The following is a 16,175-nucleotide window of genomic DNA, read 5'->3' on the forward strand; positions in this document are numbered from 1 at the left end:
GCACACCATGGACAAGATTCCCCCGATTACGCATAAAACCCCCAAAATAGCGTCACAACACTTACACCAGTATAAAACACGGTTCTTACTACTCTGCCCGATAGGCGCCATCTCGCACACAGCTCCTATAATCTTCGCAAGGAGTCTCAGCCTCCCAAAATGCGAAGGTCCCACTAACCAAAACGATTACTTCGTGCAATCAGAAAGATTGTGCATTAGCAAAGTTTCAAGAAACAACAGGAGAAAGCATTGACTAATCCCGAAGACTTACGTGCATGGAGGCGTGCTCGACTGGCCCGAAACGATGACCTACTTACCCAAGAAACCGACATCGAAAAGGAGCTCAGGCACTACACCTCCGTGTTCGAAGAAAAAGTGGTGTACTGCAACGCTGAATCCTCAAAAGAATCAAGCTTTGTCCGCTACTTTCAAAACCACTTCCATCAACTTAGACTCAAGAAACTTATTGCAACAGGACCTTCCAACTATAGGCGCCAAGGAAGCCTATACATTTACGATGGAGACAACGGCTCAGAATGGAAGTTAACGAAAAACGGCGACTTCCGAAGCGACGAATGCTTGGAATTTCTTTATCAATCCGACATCGTGGTCACTCACCCACCATATTCCCTGGCCCACGATTACCTCAACTATATGGAGATATTTCGGAAAAATTTTCTATTCATATCGCATATTGATTCAATCAAACGCAAGGACGTATTTAAGCTATTCCAAAATGACCAACTATGGTTGGGCTACAATTCCGACCACGATTTCTCAGGTTTCGTATTACCGGAAAAAATAAAAGCCCTGAAAACTTATCCAGGGTACAACCAAAAAGGCAACCGAATTATTACTCCAGAAAGCTTCATATGGCTGACCAACATTGACCACCTTAAACGCCACCAACCCATTCCACTGACCAAGACCTGGGCGCACAATAAATCTCTCTATCCGAGATACGACAACCTCAACGCTTTAGACATCCCCAACACTGACAACATACCCTCCGACTACACCGGGCTCATGGGCGTACCAGTCACGTTCCTAGCCGACTACAGCCCAGAACAATTCCACCTAGTCGACTACAACACAGGCCACGATGGAGAACCCTTATCCCTAAACGAAGAACTCGTCGAACCACGCATCATTATCGAACGAAACTAACCCTCTAAAATCAACATACTAAAATGCCAACAACGACCCCCACATTGAGCAGTGGAAGGCGGAAAACCGGCCCGCGACCTGTATCTGTACCAACGAAGTGCAAAACGCGCCCCGACGGGGCGCTAGTGTCAGGAGCCGTTGTTTGCTAAAAATGCTGAATTATCCCAGAAGTAAGGGGCCGAAGGAGGATTCCTTCAGCCCCTTGGCTCCATGGACATTATTCCCTAAATAGTCAACGCACCCACAACAAGGTACGCGACCACGGTTAACGCTACCACATCGCCGATAAGAACGCCCGGCTTCAGGGCCAATGGAGTCAGCACGGTCTTCAGCACGCGCCAGTTTGCAAACAGGCCGCCAGCCAAAGTCTCCACACCACGCAGACCCAAGCCACGAACCGGCAGATGACCCAGCTGCGGGATACGCGACAGCAAGAATACGTTGAAGAGAATGCGGCCGATATTCAGCCCATTGACAATCTTCAACAGATTATTGCCACGCACCGCGACACGAATCGGGGTAGACAGGACAAGGAAGTCCACCGCCGCGCGAACAGCCTTCACCACGGCCTTAGTGTTAAACGCTGTCAGCGAGTTGATAAGCACCTCGTTAAAGACGTGCAGCAGCGCCTGACGTACCTCATGGTGATTAAACATCTGAAGTGCGACAACAATAAACGGCAGCTTCTTTGCTGCCTTAAACTGCGCGATAACCGGAGCCGCTAGAAGGCCCTTACCCGCGGTAAACAAGCCCTTGCCAATCGCAGCCTTCACCGCAACACCCAAGTCAACAATGCCCTTAACCGCCTCAGCGCCCTGGGCAACGACAGAGCCCGCAGCCAGAGCCACAGCCAGCAACGGCGACAATCCCTCAGCAGCCTTCACAGCCTTGTGCACAGCTTCATCAGCGCCCAAGGAAGCCAACTCGCCAATGAGCTTGCCGCCACGCTCAGTGACAGCGTCAAAGTGCTTCGCTAGCTTATCAAGCTCATCCTGTCGCAGCTCAGCCAAAGCTTCCAACACATGGCCAGGCAGTGCACCACCAGGCAGCTTCTTGACCACCTGTGCAATCGGTGCCGAAGCATTCAGCGTATCCAACGCCTCAGCAAAGTCACGGGCGATAGAACGAATCTCAGAAAGGTCAGAGACCTTCTCCAAGCCAAGGTCCTTCAGCTGGTCCTCAAGCCCATCAACGAGCTCATCAGCCGCGGACTTAAAGTCGGCAACCTTCTTCAGCGGGTCCGGCTCATGAATAGCGGTATCAATATTGGCCTTGAGCGTATCCAGAACTTCCTGCCCACTTTCGGCCTCACCAACAAGAGTAGAAACAGCCTTTTCCACCTCGCTGCGAGTATCGTCACCCAAGTTCAGCAGAGCACTAGAGGCTTGGGTGAGTGCGTCTGCCATTTCGTGTGGAATAACGCCGGCCGACTCGAGGCGGTCCACGAGGTGGGTGGGGTTGAATTCGCCGTAGCTATCGCGGTCAGTGTACTTGTATTCCATTACTTTTCCTCCTTGGTGTCCTCGTTGAATGCGCGAAGAATGTCTACGAGGGTGGAACCGATTGGCTGGGCGGAGGAACCAATGCCGGTGACCAGGTCGGTGAGCTTCTTACGGTCAGCCTCGGGAAGAGCGTCAAACTTGCTTACTAGTTCTGGGAAGCCATCGCCCGGGGTGATTCCGTCGAACAGCTTCTTTGCATAGGAAGAGCCGACAAACTCGTCAATAGTGGAACCGACCTTGCTGGCGTGGTCTGCTAGTTCTTTGACGTGCTCGGCAGCCTTCTCCGGCAGAATGTCAGTATCACCGAACTGCTCGGAGACTAGGTCGTGCAGGCGAGTCTGTGCGTCTTCGATGCCCTTGATTGCAGAGGGAACGCCAGTGCCTGGGAATACCAAGGGGCCGCCGAGAATCTGCTTGAGGTCATCTACGAGCGTCTTTGCGTCTTTGACGGTGCGGCCCAGCATGGAGACCTGCTGCGGAATGGACTCGGAAATCTTGTCGATGATGGTATTGAAATTAGAGAACATGCCGGTAAGAGAATCGGCGGTGTCCTTTTCCACTCCGCCTTCCTGCTGCAGGTCGCGGATGGAGTTAGTGATTTGAGAAAGTAGGCTATCCTTATCAGCCATGAAATATACCCCCAAAAATAGTTTCGAAAAATTCCCCGAAGATTGGTTAGATGATGCCGCCGGTTAGGTCATCAATGGTTTGACGTCCGCCGGAGCCGGTAAGCAGGTCTACAACTGCTTGGGCCCAACGGTTGTGACGATTGAGCGGAGTAAACGGAAGTGCCTCCACATCCTTAATCAGCGTGGCGGCGTCTTTGCCCTCTACCAGGTCGGAAATCAGCTGCAGCAAATCGTCCACGCCGTTAAGCGGCGCAAGGTGCTTCGCGAGCTTTTCGATGAAATCAAGGTTCAATCCGCCCTTACCGTCAATGAGCGAGTAGAACAAGCCCGCAACCAAATCCGGCGAGATAGGCAGCCCATTGAGAGCATTGCGCACAATGTCTTCAATTTCTGCCAGGGATACAACCGGTAGCCCATCATCTGGGAAGCGGTCATCATCATCCTTCTTAACGTTGCGGCGGTCAATGTAGGTGTAGAGGTTGTTTCCCTTTTCATCCGGGAAGCACTCAATCGTGGCATCAAAGCCTACGACTTCTCCTCGCGAGAACACCTGGTCGTCGAGCTCGGTGACGCGACCATTCGGGATGAACAGGCGTCCCTTCAGGTCTTCGCCGCCGTGAATGTCAAAGATGAATGAGCGATAGGGAGTTTCCGTCGCGTTGTCAATCATCTGGACTGCTCGTCCATCATGACGGGAACGGAAGTTGCCTTCGCCCATAACAGCAGTAGCCACATGAGAATTGACAATCTCGTGGAACTTGCACTTGATTTGCACCGAGTGGTTGGACTGCAGCACTGCCATGGTGTCACCATCCCAGTCCATGACCTTTTCGGTGTCACGGTCGACAGTCTTGGTGAGTCCGTCCTCGCTGATGTAGCCAGCCGGGCTGAACTTGTTGACTGCTGGTAGTGCAGCCACCCTGACAGATGCAGAGTGTGGTGTCTGTAGCGGGTTGATGCCCGCCATGCCAATCCATGCGGCGCCGCCGCTTTTGACCTCGGGCGCGCCGACAACGATATTTTGTCGCATACGTGACATGCGAATTCCCCCAAATTTTTTTACCCCGAGTAACCACCCCAAGCAGGGCAGTTACCACATATTATACATGAAAAATACTTAACTTAACGCTGTCCACAATGTGCCACCAGCCTGCCACCGCACTGCAGATGGCCTATCTGGGTCAGGGAAAATATACGGGTCGGTATCAGTATCCCAATCCAAAATATCCCCCTCCGCGCGATAGGAGACCTCCATACCCTCCAGACAGGCCGACAGTAAGTCCACGCAGTACTCATCATCTGTGCCGTAAGCCTGAAACATAATCCGAGTACGGTCAGTCACCGGCGTTTCCCGGTTAGGGGCAGCAGCATCGACACGAACCATCGGCCCAGATAACTTATCTGGAACCTTCGTTGCCACATACACCCCATCAAACTCTGAGCCTTGAAACCAGCGTTTCAAACAAGAAACAACAATCGCAGACGGATGCCGCATCACTTAAGCCCCCTTCTTCGGTGACTTCGACGCGACTGGGTAGGTACCTACGGCCTTTTGCAGAGCATTATGCTTTTTCTCGTGACCGTAGGCCTCCCAGTCATACGGAGTCGGCACGATAAGCGCACGCCACCTACGATGACCAGGTTCCGCTTCCTTGACGACGTAGTGTTCGCCGACCTTCGACCGGAACTCCTCGGCTTTGTTATCAACCAGATGCTTAGTCTCCGATGATTCCTTGAGCACGCGATTAAAAAACTGGTGATTCATCTTGAACTTAAAGCTGTCAGCCACGCTCAACTCCTTCAAAAATACGCAGCTTATACTCCGCCAAGCCCGGGTCCCACCACGGTCCGTGCGTGAAATCATGCCCACCATCGGCAATCACGAAATCAACACCGCCCAGATGGACCAAATCGCCAGCAAACACTTCACCAGGAAGAGTGAACAACGACCCCGCCCAATCTACACGTCGAACGTCCTCGTCATCTGGGCCGAATTCTGGAGAATCACTAATAGACCAACCAGCAACCCGCACAACCTGAGGACCACCCCATCTGGTTACCGGATTACCGAAAGAATCCTCCCCCGAATCCTCACGATGGCGAACCTGCACGCGGAAAGGAAGCGGATACCCCGACTTAGTAGAGTGAGACCGTGAACGCGCCACGACGACCACCCCCAACCGAACGCAACATGCGCTTATCCTCAGCCGTTAGAAAAACACCGCCGGCATTCGAATTCGACCCAAAATTCTGACTCGTCGAAAACGGACCCGCAGTAAACGACTGAGACTCAGCCCCCACAGGAGCAGACGACAAGCCACGAGACACGGCTCGAGCAGCCACACGAGCACACACCACACGAACCGCCGCCGGAACTGACCTATCAAAATGCTTACCCAAGTAAGCATCAACAGCGACAGTCGCCTCTTCCACCATCGCCACAATAAGGCGTTTATCGTCCTTATCTGGCTCGATGGTTAAACGGTCAGTAACGTCGTCAATCGTGCAGTACGCGTCCACATGAACCCCCAAACTGGACTACTTAGCGCTACGGCCAGTCTTCTTCGCCGGACCAGGCTTAACCACGTGGGCCACCATGGCCATATTCGGATTCGTCAAAATGGGCTGCACAGCACAGTTAGCGCGCACCCAATAGGCCATCGGGTCGTTTTCACGCCACGCGCCGACCGCAATCTGGCCTGCACCAGATAGGTTGTACTCCGGCGAATTCATTTCCACCGTCTGGCCCCACACGGTATAGCCCAAAAGACCAGACTGAGTCTCTGGCGGAAGGAAGTACAAAGTATTCTCATCGAGAATGCGGCGAGCAGCCTTACCATCACGCACCGAACGAGAATACGACGTAATCCCCGGAAGGCCTTGGTCCTGCAGCACGGCGTTTAGAGCGCCAGACGATACGCGTGCCAATTCGCCCGTAGTGTTGGCCGCATCGCGGAACTGCTTATTCGTCTGCAGCTTCTGGATAACCTTTGGAGAAGCAATAATGGTGCCCGGCTTAGTACCGTTGGCATCCTCATAGGCCATAGCCCATGAAATGATGTCTTCTAAGGCTCCGGAGTCTTGGTCATCCCAGTGCTTCTTCGGGGTGACCTCAAATTCTTCATCGCGGCCAATGCCGGCGTCGACGATGGCGCCATTTTCGATATAGCGCACACGGCCAGTGGTGAGAACGTCACCGCGGGCAACCTCGACGCGGTTAGCAACTGCGCGCACTACGGTCTCGGTGGCCTTGGTCATGTCGTCTTCCTGGAAGCGAGAATCACCCTGGTGGAAGCTACGCAGCTGGTCCATCTCGTTGATACGGACCTTCTGGCCGATAAGTGCCATCTGCATCATGGCCTTCTGGCCGCCGCCCATAGAACCAATCGGCGTTTCAGCATCTGCAGAACGAACCTCTGCGAGTCGGCCGGTGTCCTGTTCAGTCATCCAGCTAAAGAACATGTCGTTGATTAGCTGGTCGGGGAAGTAAGCAGACAGGGAGCCGCCGGCGGTCTGCAGGTCGTTCAGGTAGTGGTTGGCGTAGATAGTCAGGTCCTCCGGTGAGAGGACCTCGTTCCAAATTTGCGTAGAACCCATGATTAATCCTCCCGTACGTCGCCGATAGCATCGAAGTTGGTGGAACCATCCTCATTCCACAAGGAACCGTGCGGTTCGTGCACGAATGTGAACTCTGCATGGTCGCAATCTGCGATGTTCACGCGGTTGTTGGAATCCGGAAGACGGTCAATGCGAACACGGCCCTGCCACAGGATGGGTACAACCTCGCCTGGATTGTTGTCCTGGTCGGTCAGCAAGAACCCGTCCACGGACTGGGTCTTGGACGTTACTGGTACCCAGTAGTCGCCTTCGCGGTGCAAGGCGGTGCCAGAGGGCAGGACGGATGTGCGAATATGGGTAGTCTTTTCGCCCAGCGTGCCGGTTTCGGCGTTGTCTACTGCGTGGCGAGAGCCCAGCCACGACAGGTCGCTGGGAGAGTAACGGTCAAATTCTGGCCGAAAGTGCATAATATCCCCCGATGATGTGATGAATGCGGACTACGCCCCCTGGCGCTTTTTACGCCTTTGCCACAGCTCCTCACCCCGAGAAATGCCCTGATTCGGAGATTCCCAGGTAAGCCGCGACGGTGAAGGGGCGGCGGGGGAGTGCTTGCCGATGAGGTCTTTAAGCGTGGATTCGTAATCGTCGTCGTCAGAGTTGATTTTATCGACGGCTGCGCAGAAGCTTTTCGAGTCGAATAATTGCTCTACGTCGCCGCCGAGTGCCGCAATGTGGATAATCAAATCACGATTATGCTGAGCATCTTCAACTTGGCTATGAGCCGTCGAAAGCTCGGATTGTAGGTCTTTAATCGTGGACTCGAGTTCCTCTTTATCTGCGGTAAGTTGCTCAACTTGCGCTAACGATTTTTCCGCCCGGTTTTCCCACGTGCGAGAGTGGGCCCGCATGTCTTCGTACTTTTTACGGTAGTCAGTTGATGCGGTTTCGGTTTCCGCCTTTGCGGCGTTGGTTGCGGAATCCTGGCTGGTGGTTTCCTTTTCGGAATTTTCAGCGTTTGCGTCCTCGTGCGACACAGCGTCCCCCTAAATGTTCAGTTTGTGGACTACGGCCTCATTCATCCCTTTCGGATACAAACCGTAACCACACCACACAATAGCACACACGTTCATTTACTCAGGTCACCCACCTGACGCATCGCCCGCAACAAAACATCCGGCTCCGTACTACCGACTTCATCGTGAGCTTTCTTATAAATCTTCTGCGCCCGAATCGTCGACTCTGGAAGCTCAACATGGCCGCGCTTACGGCATATCACAAGGCACCGGCAATGGTCATGAAAGTGAGCACCGGAATAACCACCACCAGCAGCAGACCGGGAAGTGTAATCAAACCCGCGCGAGGCCAAAAGGGTGCAAAAAGCACACGCCCCAGGATGCGCAACACGAGCCCACGAACCCCCACCCTTCCAGGTCGTATGCTCTGCATTCTTCCGCTGACGGGAATACAACTCATCGGCGACGATAAACCCCATCGAATTTAACGTCCGATTATAACCCTGCTCCTCGAAGAACAAAGGCGCGAAATCATGCGCCATCCGGGCTTCAACCTGCTGGGAATCCACTCGCTGAGGTTTCCATTCCACCGGCCGCATTCCCATGTGGTCTTCCTGCTCCTCTAGCCACACCATTGTGGCATCAGAGACGGCCATGCCATACGAGTCGATAGTCTCTCTCACCATCTGGCGCAAAAGCTCCTTTTGCCGATAAGGGTCAGCAGTAAGGTCCGGAATAACTCGAGCTCGAGAGTTCAAATCCTCAATAGCCTTACGCGCGATGGAATCAACCACAGGCGTAATCGTCTCCCAAGGCCGCTGCACATCCATCTAACGTGCCTCCTTGGCATCTTCGCTGGCGTCCTCCCTTGGAGACGGCGTGACATCGTCTGCACTCTGAGGCTGATTATCATTGAGTGCTTGTTCCGGCTCCGATGATGCCTGAAGCACCTTCGCTAACTGAGATAGACGCTTGCTGCGATTCTCCTGCTCGATTTGAAGCCGGTCAGCCGCCGAAAAATGCAGGTTCTTCAGGAGCACTTCGGAATCAGGTGCGAGTACTCCGGAAGTCAGTAGCTTTAGAGCCCAATCAGCATCAGCGGCCTTGGACGCGGTAGCCGGGTCACGCCAATCCACTTCGAGCCCGTCGACGAGGTCCTCAATGTCGACGTCCTGGTCGAGGTCGGACACCTGCACCAGTACGCGGGCCAGCTCCAGCAAATCCGGATTCATTAACTCCGTCTTAATTTCAGATGCGCGAATCAGTTGCTCTTTCCACACACGAATCGAGTCACCCGACGGCGGATTTTCCGTCATGAAACCAAAATACTGTGCAGGAATCTTTGACTCAGAAGCAATCAACTGAGAATAGGCACGTACCTGCTCGATAAATGGAGCTGGGGGAGACGACGCGAATTGTCCGACGCTGGGCTGCTTGGGGTCGTCCTCATCGCCGTTGATGACAAGCATTTTGCCGATAGAGGTACGCCAGCCCATTTCAACGCGGTCGAACTCCGTCATGCCTTCCGGGTCGTAGCCGAAATCCTCAGGTGAGGCGCCGGTGGCCCAGCGTTGAGGAGAAGCATAAAACTCGGAATTGTACTCCATGTTTTCCAAAGTACGGGCGGCAGCGTCGGTAAGATACCGCACGGCTGGGGTAATTTCCGATTGGCCAGACCAGTGTGACGTACGCAGGCGATTGCGCAGTCTGAACATCGGGAACCCGCCTCCAGGAACGTCGAATCGCTCGACTGAGCGCACCGTGCCTATGTCGGTTGAGTCTTTGGAAATAACGATGACTTCGCCCTGGAGGTAGAGTACTTCGCGGTACACGCCGTCGGAGTTAACTCCAGAGCGGCGGTACCCGGCTACTGGCCCGTTTGTGGCGTCATCCCACAGCAGTGAGCCAGATAAGGGCGATACTGACCGCAGGCGGAATACGCCGTGTGGGTCGGGCTCTATAGCTAGTAGACCCAGACCGAAAATCAACATGTCCAAGATAGCTTCAGAGACTCGAAGCGGAACATTGAACCGACGTGTGACTAGCCGCATCTCTTCGCCATAGTCAGGCGAGATGAACCCATCCATGCGTAGCAAATCACCGTAGGTATCCACCACGGTTGCCGGCCATCCGGAAACAACCCCAATATCCGACAAAGTACGAGGCACAGCCACGCCAATGCGCTGCACACGATGCGTCCCATCATAGTATGACGCCAGCTGCTTATTACCCTGCTGGTGTCCTGTGACCTCAGTCGTTAATACACCTAGAATGTCTTCTTCATTTTGCGTTAGCCCCCGAATCATAAAACGAATGACCCCCTCTTCTTCTTCGGCTTTGACACCCCTCGAGACACAGCATCCAAGTAGCACTTATAAGCCATGACTGCCGCATACGCTGCGTCAATTTTATCAGCAGACTCCGGTGACGACTTATAAAGCAAATATCCAGTCCGCGTTTCCCTACGTTTGGCATTCAGAAGATGAGCGCGCAAATACGGGCCGCCATCGTAGGTAATATCCCGGTTGACCACCGCCTGTCGAAATTCACTTAATGATTGATACACCGCGGCGCTTTTACCCCTCGGCCACGCCATCATGGGGTGCGACGAAGTTGCCTTCACCTTCAGCTTCGGGGCGAATTCTGCCTCCCACGCTGAAACGTGCTCTGTCCAGCCAGACGGGTCGCAGTACATGCCCACGACACGATATCGAGAGAAACAATCGCGTACGACTGCATCTACTTGGCGCGTATCTGGCTCCCAGTCCGGGTCTCGTGGGTTCTTCGACTGCCACACTGCAATCTCGAACAGGTGCCCGTCTGTTACGCGCATCCCAATCAGCGCGGTTGCATCCGCATTACCACGCACACGACCTCTAGAACCATCAAAACCCAGCACTATCTTATCGCCTGGCTGTACAGCCTTATCCCTATCCTCAATCGCATCAACCTCGAGGTGGGAGAGGAAGGAATCGGACGAAGAGACAATCTGATTAAGGTAAAACTGTCGCGCGTCGGAAGGGTCCGTTGAAGGGTCCCAAATTTCGGTGATAATACGCTCAATATCCACCCAGCCACCATTATCTTTAGCCGAGTCACCATAAGCATGAACCAGACCATCATAGAGAGAATCATGGTCAGCTAAGTCCGTATCCTCTGGCGCTTCACGATGGTCCACCAGAATCGTTTCTCGCTTAAGCCGCCCCTGCTGCTGCAGCTCGAGAGCTTTAAACGTTTCCTCAGCAACCGAACCACTGCCCGGCCTATAGGCGTTAGGGGTCTCGATAGAATGGCCACCTAGCTTGCCTGTATTGCGGCGCAGCACCGCAGCTAGCTTCACACCACCGTTGCTCTGAGTCCACGCCTCGGTCTGGTCGGCAGAAAACCATACAGGCCTGCCGCCTTCTTTTGACAATGCTCCCGCGGTAATGAATTCGATGCGGCCTTTAGGAAGAGCGACAAACGTTTCCATTGGGTCAATGTCGTAGTTTTGCATGGCTGGGCCGTCTCGCAGCATCTCTAGCAGCGGCCCATAAGCGTTTTTGGACTGGCCCTCATTGACTGCGGCAAATTGTACTTTCGGTGTGGTGAATTCAGACCATGGAACCCCCACAGGCTGCCCTGATGCGTCCCACCCGCCGAAACATACTGGGCCTAGTGCTTCGAGGGCGCCAATAGCGCCCATGATTGGCGACTTACCCCAGCCTTTAGGGCGGGAGAGAATGCCGCGTGTATAGACACGTTGTCCGGTCTCAGGGTCGAGTCTGTAGTAGTGCAGAATAAAGCGAGCTTGTTCAGGTGTAAGTACCAGGGGTTGGTATTCGGCGCAGTCTGGCTGGGCGAGGTTTTCTTCTATCCATGCCAGGCATTCCCAGCCGAGCGAGGGGAATTCTCCAGGTTCTCGGGGCTTAAAAGGCATAGGGTTAGTCCACCGCCTTCAGGCTGCGGTAGCGTCCGCGTACGTCTGCTGCGGCGCGGGAAGCGCGGCGCTTGTCTTCAGCTTCGTCTGCGGTTGCCATGGTGATGCGGTGGCGAGCGAGGCTGTCTGGTGTGATGCCGTATTGGGCTAGTTGTAGGCGACGTTCTGGGCCGAGTTTGGTGTCGCCGCGGTTGTAGGCATCGTCGAGAATCATGGTGCGTGCTAAGTCGAGCCACTGAGTTTCTTGGAGGCCTTGAGTCTTCAATGGTGGGAATTCAGACAAGGTGTCCCAGAAGCGGAGAGTTTGGTTTGTCCAGGGCTCGTCTGTGGCCGGGTTGGTAGGGCCGTAGATGTCGGTGAGTTTAGGCTGCGGTACGAAAGTGACAACGATTTCTCGTTGTTCGATGTTTTGTTGGTTTCTTCTCGCACGTGATTTTGGATTCTTCGGTGCGGGACCGCGTCCTGCCATTACTTTCCCCCAAAATAATAAGCGGATAATAGGTGATAAGTTCTATTATAGTGTGCTATGCTTAGTTGTGGCAGTGTCATCGGGGTACTGGATCTAGAGATACTGCAAATTCGGGGGAGAGGCCTCGGGCTAGTTTTGGCCCGAGGCCTTTTTATTGGCACTGATGTTGTGGCGGAGGGTTGGCAAAAATAAAGTTTCGAGACATTGACAGGTAAAAGAAGGGTAGTGTTAGTTGTTCCACCCCGAGTACAAAAGTAAGGAGCTGACCATGGGTGATATTGAAAACAAGAAGGATAATCTCGTCGGAAAAGCTAAAGAGGCCTACGGCGAAGCTGCCGACAATGGCAAGGTAGCCAATGAAGGTAAGGGCGAGCAGGCCACTTCCGAAGCCAAAGACAAGCTTCACGACGCTGGTGAGCACATTAAGGAAGGCTTTAATAAGTTCATTGGCGACCTAAAGAAGTAGTTTTCTCGCTGCATTTGGCCCCGTCTTGTTGACTCAGCGTCGACAGGGCGGGGTTTATTTGTTTGTGTGGTGAGGTTGTCGGTGTGAATAGGGTGGTGGAGCTGGGATTTTGGTCCTGTTTTGTGACGACATTTTGACGACATTTTGACGACATAAGCCACTGGAAACGACTGGAAACGACTGGAAACTACTGGAAGCCAAAAAATAAGAAACCCCCTCTCATCAGCATTTATGCCGGTAAGAGGGGGTGGATACACCGCTCCTCCAACTGGGCTCGAACCAGTGACCCTTCGATTAACAGTCGAATGCTCTGCCAACTGAGCTATGGAGGATTATGCGTACGCTGTACATCGAACTTGCTGTTCTCTGTGCAACGAGAATTAACTATATATGGACTTGTGCCCTACAGCCAAATCGCCTGGTTGGAGCATTGAAATTAGAATATTCCGGCGGGTTTCCTCGTTTGCTGAGGTAAAAGTTTTGCGCAATTAATTCAGTGGTTGCCTGGTAAGCTTGCGGTGAAATTACGTACGAAAGGGAGCCATGTCTTGAAGATTCTTGTGTTGTCGCACTACTGGTATCCGCAAAACGGGGTCCCGCAAAGGCGCTGGCAATGGTTAACATCGGTGTTGGTCAAGGCAGGAAACCAGGTGGATGTAGTTGCTCCGCCAAGAAGCTTTCGTAGAAATATGGGGATATCTGAGTGGTTCTGCTCTCTTCGTGAACTAAGAGCTCCCTATGGCAGGGGTGAAGGCGGGGCGGCGGGGGAACGTATCTTTAGAGTCGCCGCCGTACCTTCATCCTCAAGTCTGACAGCTAGAGTTGTAAGTCAAATCTCAGTGGCGGCAGGGCAATTTTTCGTAACTTTGATTCGTGGCCTTGGCGGTTCCAAGTCGAGGCCAGACGTGATCGTTGGTACAGTTCCCGCGCTACCCACCGCCATGGTCACCTACGCAGCAGCAAAAATTTTACGAATCCCGTATGTGATTGATTTGCGAGATGCGTGGCCGGACCTTCTGCACGAGTCGCACAGGTGGAATGAGAGTGTTGGCTCGGTATCTTTGCGGCAAAAAATCCTTAGTAAAGGACCTCTGCAAATTATCAAAATGTTGACTGAAGTGGCTTTGGACAAATCATTGTTTGAAGCGGATGGAGTTATGGTGACTTCGTCATGGCTTCAAGACGAATTGGCAGAGAAAGTTGATGCACGGGTAGCTTCAAAGAAGCCAAGATTGGTTACTGTGAGAAACGTTTTTCCGCGGGAGACGAATTTTGAAAAGACTAGCATTCCTCGGTCTTCTCGATCTGAAATTAACGTCCTTTATGCGGGGACTATTGGGCGAGCGCAAAATTTGGAAAATGTGCTGAAGGCTGTAAAAATCGCGCAAGAGTCGGGCGTCGATGTGAATTTGCGAATTATTGGGGCGGGGGACGGAAAGACAAACTTGATCTATCGAGCCAAAGACCTTGGAGTGTCCGCTACTTTCGAAAAGCAGAGGTCAGCAACGGAAATGGATGAGCCTTATGCTTGGGCGGATACGGCGTTGGTTCACTTAGCTGATTGGGAGCCGCTTCTGAGGACTGTCCCTTCAAAAACCTACGAACTGATGGCAGCGAAGATGCATATTTCAGGGGTAGTCCAAGGTGAAACCGCTGAGCTAATCCGAACAACAGGCGCTGGTGACATTGTGTCGCCAAACGAGCCAAGGGATCTCGCCAATTTGTGGAAAAAGCTTGCTAATGACCCTGGCACTTTAATGCCGCGAGAAGAAGCTTCCACTTGGCCCTACAAAGAGCGTAACGAGGTTGCCGAGGTAAACGTTGTGAACTTATTGGAAAGTGTTCATCGAGATGCCGAGTTTTAAATTTGTTCTTAAGCAGTGGATCTTTTTGTTCGAGGCAGCTGTAAGAATGGCACAAGAAGATCCAGCAGCGCTATACAATAATGTGTTGGAAAAAATTCGTCAGCGTGCTGGTCTGGACAAACTCGATAAATTGCTTTCAAAGATGAAGATTAGCCGAAGTGTGCTTGAGGGCGATGATGAGCACCGTCGGGGAGAGCTTACGCAAGCTATTTTTCTTTATAGCTCAGCAAAGGGAATTAAAGAAAGAGCTGGAAAAAGATTTGCTAGACGCTTAGAGCAGCAAAAGTCACAGTTGAAACAGGAGATCGCCCCTTGCTTAGAGCAACGGGCTGCCAGTAGCGACCGTACCGGCAAACCCAACGATGGAACAGTGCTTTGGTTCCTAAACAACAGCCTTCCATTTACAAAGTCGGGATATACATATCGAACCCATAGTTCTTTAAAGGCTATTCAAACTACCGGGACGTCAGTTCAAGGTGTTACACGATTGGGGTACCCGGTCGTGATTGGATCGATTGCTTCTACTCCTGTTTCAACGGTTGATGGTGTTCGATATCGCCGATTGATTCCTATTAGGTATCCATCCACTTTGACAGAGAGGAGTGAGCTTACTGCGGAGATGTTGATTGAGTGTGCCCGAGAGCTAGATGCCCGGGTTCTCCACACAACAACTGACTTCAAGAATGCTCAAATCGTCTCGCGGGCAGCTGAAAAGCTGGGGGTTCCTTGGGTGTATGAAGTACGAGGCGAACTTGAAAATACTTGGCTGTCAAAGGTGCAGGAAGAGGAGCGAGGAATCGCTCTCCAATCCGAGTACTATAAACTGGCTCGGGCGAGAGAAACTGAGGCGATGAAGGCAGCGAGTGCCGTAGTGGTTCTTAGTGAAGTATCCAAGGCGAATTTGGTAACTCGTGGCGTTGAGGCCTCCAAAATCTTTGTAGTTCCTAATGCAATCGATGATCAGGATCTATATCGCGACATTGACGTTCCAAAGCTTAGAACAGAGCTGGAGTTAGACAGCGATTCTAAATGGTTCGGATCGGTGACTTCAGTGGTGGGCTATGAAGGTCTCGAGCTAGCGATCCGAGCGTTAACTCAACTCGACAAAACTTGGAATCTGCTAATCGTGGGGGATGGAACTGAATTACCAAACCTAAGGAAACTTGCTGAAGATTTAGAGGTACGGAATAGGGTCCTCTTTGCCGGCCGCCAAGAAAATGCAGATATCTGGAAATGGTATGCAGTCTTAGATGTCTTTGTTATTCCTCGGATCGATGCTCAGGTTTGTAGAAACGTAACGCCATTGAAACCGCTCTTGGCAAAGGCTCTCGGAGTACCGACTGTTTGCTCAGATCTTCCGGCGCTTAGAGAGGTAGCAGGTGCAGGAGGCCTGTTTTTCCCTCCTGATGATTTGAATCAATTTGTATATCAAATTGAACAGGCGATGGGCGATGAAGAACTGATCAGGCTAGGGAAACAATGGGTGAAAGGGCGGACATGGAAAGGAAATGCGAACCGATATAGAGAGATTTATGCTTACTTGGAAGGAAACGAATCCCAAAGTTAGGCGTGAGCCAAACTTTTCGA

Annotated in this window: 16 protein-coding genes and 1 tRNA gene; 4 read left to right on the forward strand and 13 right to left on the reverse strand. The window is 52.5% G+C overall.

The window, feature by feature from the left end:
- The first annotated feature begins 249 nt into the window (after positions 1-249).
- The gene (locus WMP97_RS00060; RefSeq protein ID WP_340439567.1) at positions 250-1,167 is read left to right on the forward strand and encodes an adenine-specific methyltransferase EcoRI family protein; all 918 of its coding nucleotides are present in this window, start codon (positions 250-252) and stop codon (positions 1,165-1,167) included.
- 224 nt (positions 1,168-1,391) lie between these two features.
- Here the strand turns inward: WMP97_RS00060 and WMP97_RS00065 are convergent, their stop codons facing one another.
- The 12 genes from WMP97_RS00065 to WMP97_RS00120 all read right to left on the reverse strand — a co-directional run bounded on the left by WMP97_RS00065 (position 1,392) and on the right by WMP97_RS00120 (position 12,257).
- Positions 1,392-2,669, reverse strand: a complete 1,278-nt coding sequence (locus WMP97_RS00065; RefSeq protein ID WP_340439568.1) for a hypothetical protein — start codon at positions 2,667-2,669, stop codon at positions 1,392-1,394.
- Positions 2,669-3,298: a hypothetical protein gene (locus WMP97_RS00070; protein WP_340439569.1), complete on the reverse strand. Its 630-nt coding sequence runs from the start codon at positions 3,296-3,298 to the stop codon at positions 2,669-2,671. The genes WMP97_RS00065 and WMP97_RS00070 overlap by 1 nt, the downstream gene beginning before the upstream one ends.
- 46 nt (positions 3,299-3,344) lie before the next feature.
- On the reverse strand, positions 3,345-4,337 hold the full coding sequence (locus tag WMP97_RS00075) for a hypothetical protein (RefSeq protein WP_239206720.1): 993 nt from the start codon (positions 4,335-4,337) through the stop codon (positions 3,345-3,347).
- 78 nt (positions 4,338-4,415) lie between these two features.
- On the reverse strand, positions 4,416-4,640 hold the full coding sequence (locus WMP97_RS00080) for a hypothetical protein (RefSeq protein ID WP_340439570.1): 225 nt from the start codon (positions 4,638-4,640) through the stop codon (positions 4,416-4,418).
- Positions 4,641-4,796: 156 nt separating this feature from the next.
- On the reverse strand, positions 4,797-5,087 hold the full coding sequence (locus WMP97_RS00085; protein ID WP_340439571.1) for a hypothetical protein: 291 nt from the start codon (positions 5,085-5,087) through the stop codon (positions 4,797-4,799).
- A gap of 749 nt (positions 5,088-5,836) precedes the next feature.
- Positions 5,837-6,895 carry a major capsid protein gene (locus WMP97_RS00090; RefSeq protein ID WP_340439572.1) on the reverse strand — a complete coding sequence of 353 codons (1,059 nt, stop codon included), beginning with the start codon at positions 6,893-6,895 and terminating at the stop codon, positions 5,837-5,839.
- A 2-nt stretch (positions 6,896-6,897) separates the two neighbouring features.
- The gene (locus WMP97_RS00095; protein ID WP_340439573.1) at positions 6,898-7,323 is read right to left on the reverse strand and encodes a hypothetical protein; all 426 of its coding nucleotides are present in this window, start codon (positions 7,321-7,323) and stop codon (positions 6,898-6,900) included.
- A 30-nt stretch (positions 7,324-7,353) separates the two neighbouring features.
- Positions 7,354-7,890: a hypothetical protein gene (locus WMP97_RS00100; protein WP_239206714.1), complete on the reverse strand. Its 537-nt coding sequence runs from the start codon at positions 7,888-7,890 to the stop codon at positions 7,354-7,356.
- Positions 7,891-7,982: 92 nt separating this feature from the next.
- Positions 7,983-8,699, reverse strand: coding sequence for a VG15 protein (locus WMP97_RS00105; RefSeq protein WP_340439575.1), 717 nt, complete (start codon positions 8,697-8,699; stop codon positions 7,983-7,985).
- Positions 8,700-10,175, reverse strand: a complete 1,476-nt coding sequence (locus WMP97_RS00110) for a phage portal protein (RefSeq protein WP_340439576.1) — start codon at positions 10,173-10,175, stop codon at positions 8,700-8,702.
- On the reverse strand, positions 10,172-11,788 hold the full coding sequence (locus WMP97_RS00115) for a hypothetical protein (RefSeq protein ID WP_340439577.1): 1,617 nt from the start codon (positions 11,786-11,788) through the stop codon (positions 10,172-10,174). The genes WMP97_RS00110 and WMP97_RS00115 overlap by 4 nt, the downstream gene beginning before the upstream one ends.
- Positions 11,789-11,792: 4 nt before the next feature.
- The gene (locus tag WMP97_RS00120; RefSeq protein WP_023021091.1) at positions 11,793-12,257 is read right to left on the reverse strand and encodes a phage terminase small subunit; all 465 of its coding nucleotides are present in this window, start codon (positions 12,255-12,257) and stop codon (positions 11,793-11,795) included.
- Between the two features lie 268 nt (positions 12,258-12,525).
- On the opposite strand from WMP97_RS00120, the gene WMP97_RS00125 reads away from it, so the two are divergent.
- On the forward strand, positions 12,526-12,723 hold the full coding sequence (locus WMP97_RS00125; protein ID WP_340439578.1) for a CsbD family protein: 198 nt from the start codon (positions 12,526-12,528) through the stop codon (positions 12,721-12,723).
- A 259-nt stretch (positions 12,724-12,982) separates the two neighbouring features.
- Here WMP97_RS00125 and WMP97_RS00130 read toward each other — a convergent pair.
- Positions 12,983-13,055 (reverse strand) — tRNA-Asn (locus WMP97_RS00130).
- A gap of 216 nt (positions 13,056-13,271) precedes the next feature.
- On the opposite strand from WMP97_RS00130, the gene WMP97_RS00135 reads away from it, so the two are divergent.
- Positions 13,272-14,588, forward strand: coding sequence for a glycosyltransferase family 4 protein (locus WMP97_RS00135; RefSeq protein WP_239208818.1), 1,317 nt, complete (start codon positions 13,272-13,274; stop codon positions 14,586-14,588).
- Positions 14,563-16,155 carry a glycosyltransferase family 4 protein gene (locus WMP97_RS00140; RefSeq protein ID WP_239208816.1) on the forward strand — a complete coding sequence of 531 codons (1,593 nt, stop codon included), beginning with the start codon at positions 14,563-14,565 and terminating at the stop codon, positions 16,153-16,155. The genes WMP97_RS00135 and WMP97_RS00140 overlap by 26 nt, the downstream gene beginning before the upstream one ends.
- Positions 16,156-16,175: the final 20 nt, after the last annotated feature.

This window comes from Corynebacterium sp. KPL4072, from assembly GCF_037908395.1.
Taxonomy (GTDB): domain Bacteria; phylum Actinomycetota; class Actinomycetes; order Mycobacteriales; family Mycobacteriaceae; genus Corynebacterium; species Corynebacterium kefirresidentii.

Excerpts from the sequence above, each read along its gene's own strand:
- WMP97_RS00065 (WP_340439568.1), bottom strand. The coding sequence starts at position 2,669 with ATGGAATACAAGTACACTGACCGCGATAGCTACGGCGAATTCAACCCC.
- WMP97_RS00070 (WP_340439569.1), bottom strand. The coding sequence starts at position 3,298 with ATGGCTGATAAGGATAGCCTACTTTCTCAAATCACTAACTCCATCCGC.
- WMP97_RS00075 (WP_239206720.1), bottom strand. The coding sequence starts at position 4,337 with ATGTCACGTATGCGACAAAATATCGTTGTCGGCGCGCCCGAGGTCAAA.
- WMP97_RS00090 (WP_340439572.1), bottom strand. The coding sequence starts at position 6,895 with ATGGGTTCTACGCAAATTTGGAACGAGGTCCTCTCACCGGAGGACCTG.
- WMP97_RS00095 (WP_340439573.1), bottom strand. The coding sequence starts at position 7,323 with ATGCACTTTCGGCCAGAATTTGACCGTTACTCTCCCAGCGACCTGTCG.
- WMP97_RS00105 (WP_340439575.1), bottom strand. The coding sequence starts at position 8,699 with ATGGATGTGCAGCGGCCTTGGGAGACGATTACGCCTGTGGTTGATTCC.
- WMP97_RS00110 (WP_340439576.1), bottom strand. The coding sequence starts at position 10,175 with ATGATTCGGGGGCTAACGCAAAATGAAGAAGACATTCTAGGTGTATTA.
- WMP97_RS00115 (WP_340439577.1), bottom strand. The coding sequence starts at position 11,788 with ATGCCTTTTAAGCCCCGAGAACCTGGAGAATTCCCCTCGCTCGGCTGG.
- WMP97_RS00120 (WP_023021091.1), bottom strand. The coding sequence starts at position 12,257 with ATGGCAGGACGCGGTCCCGCACCGAAGAATCCAAAATCACGTGCGAGA.
- WMP97_RS00125 (WP_340439578.1), top strand. The coding sequence starts at position 12,526 with ATGGGTGATATTGAAAACAAGAAGGATAATCTCGTCGGAAAAGCTAAA.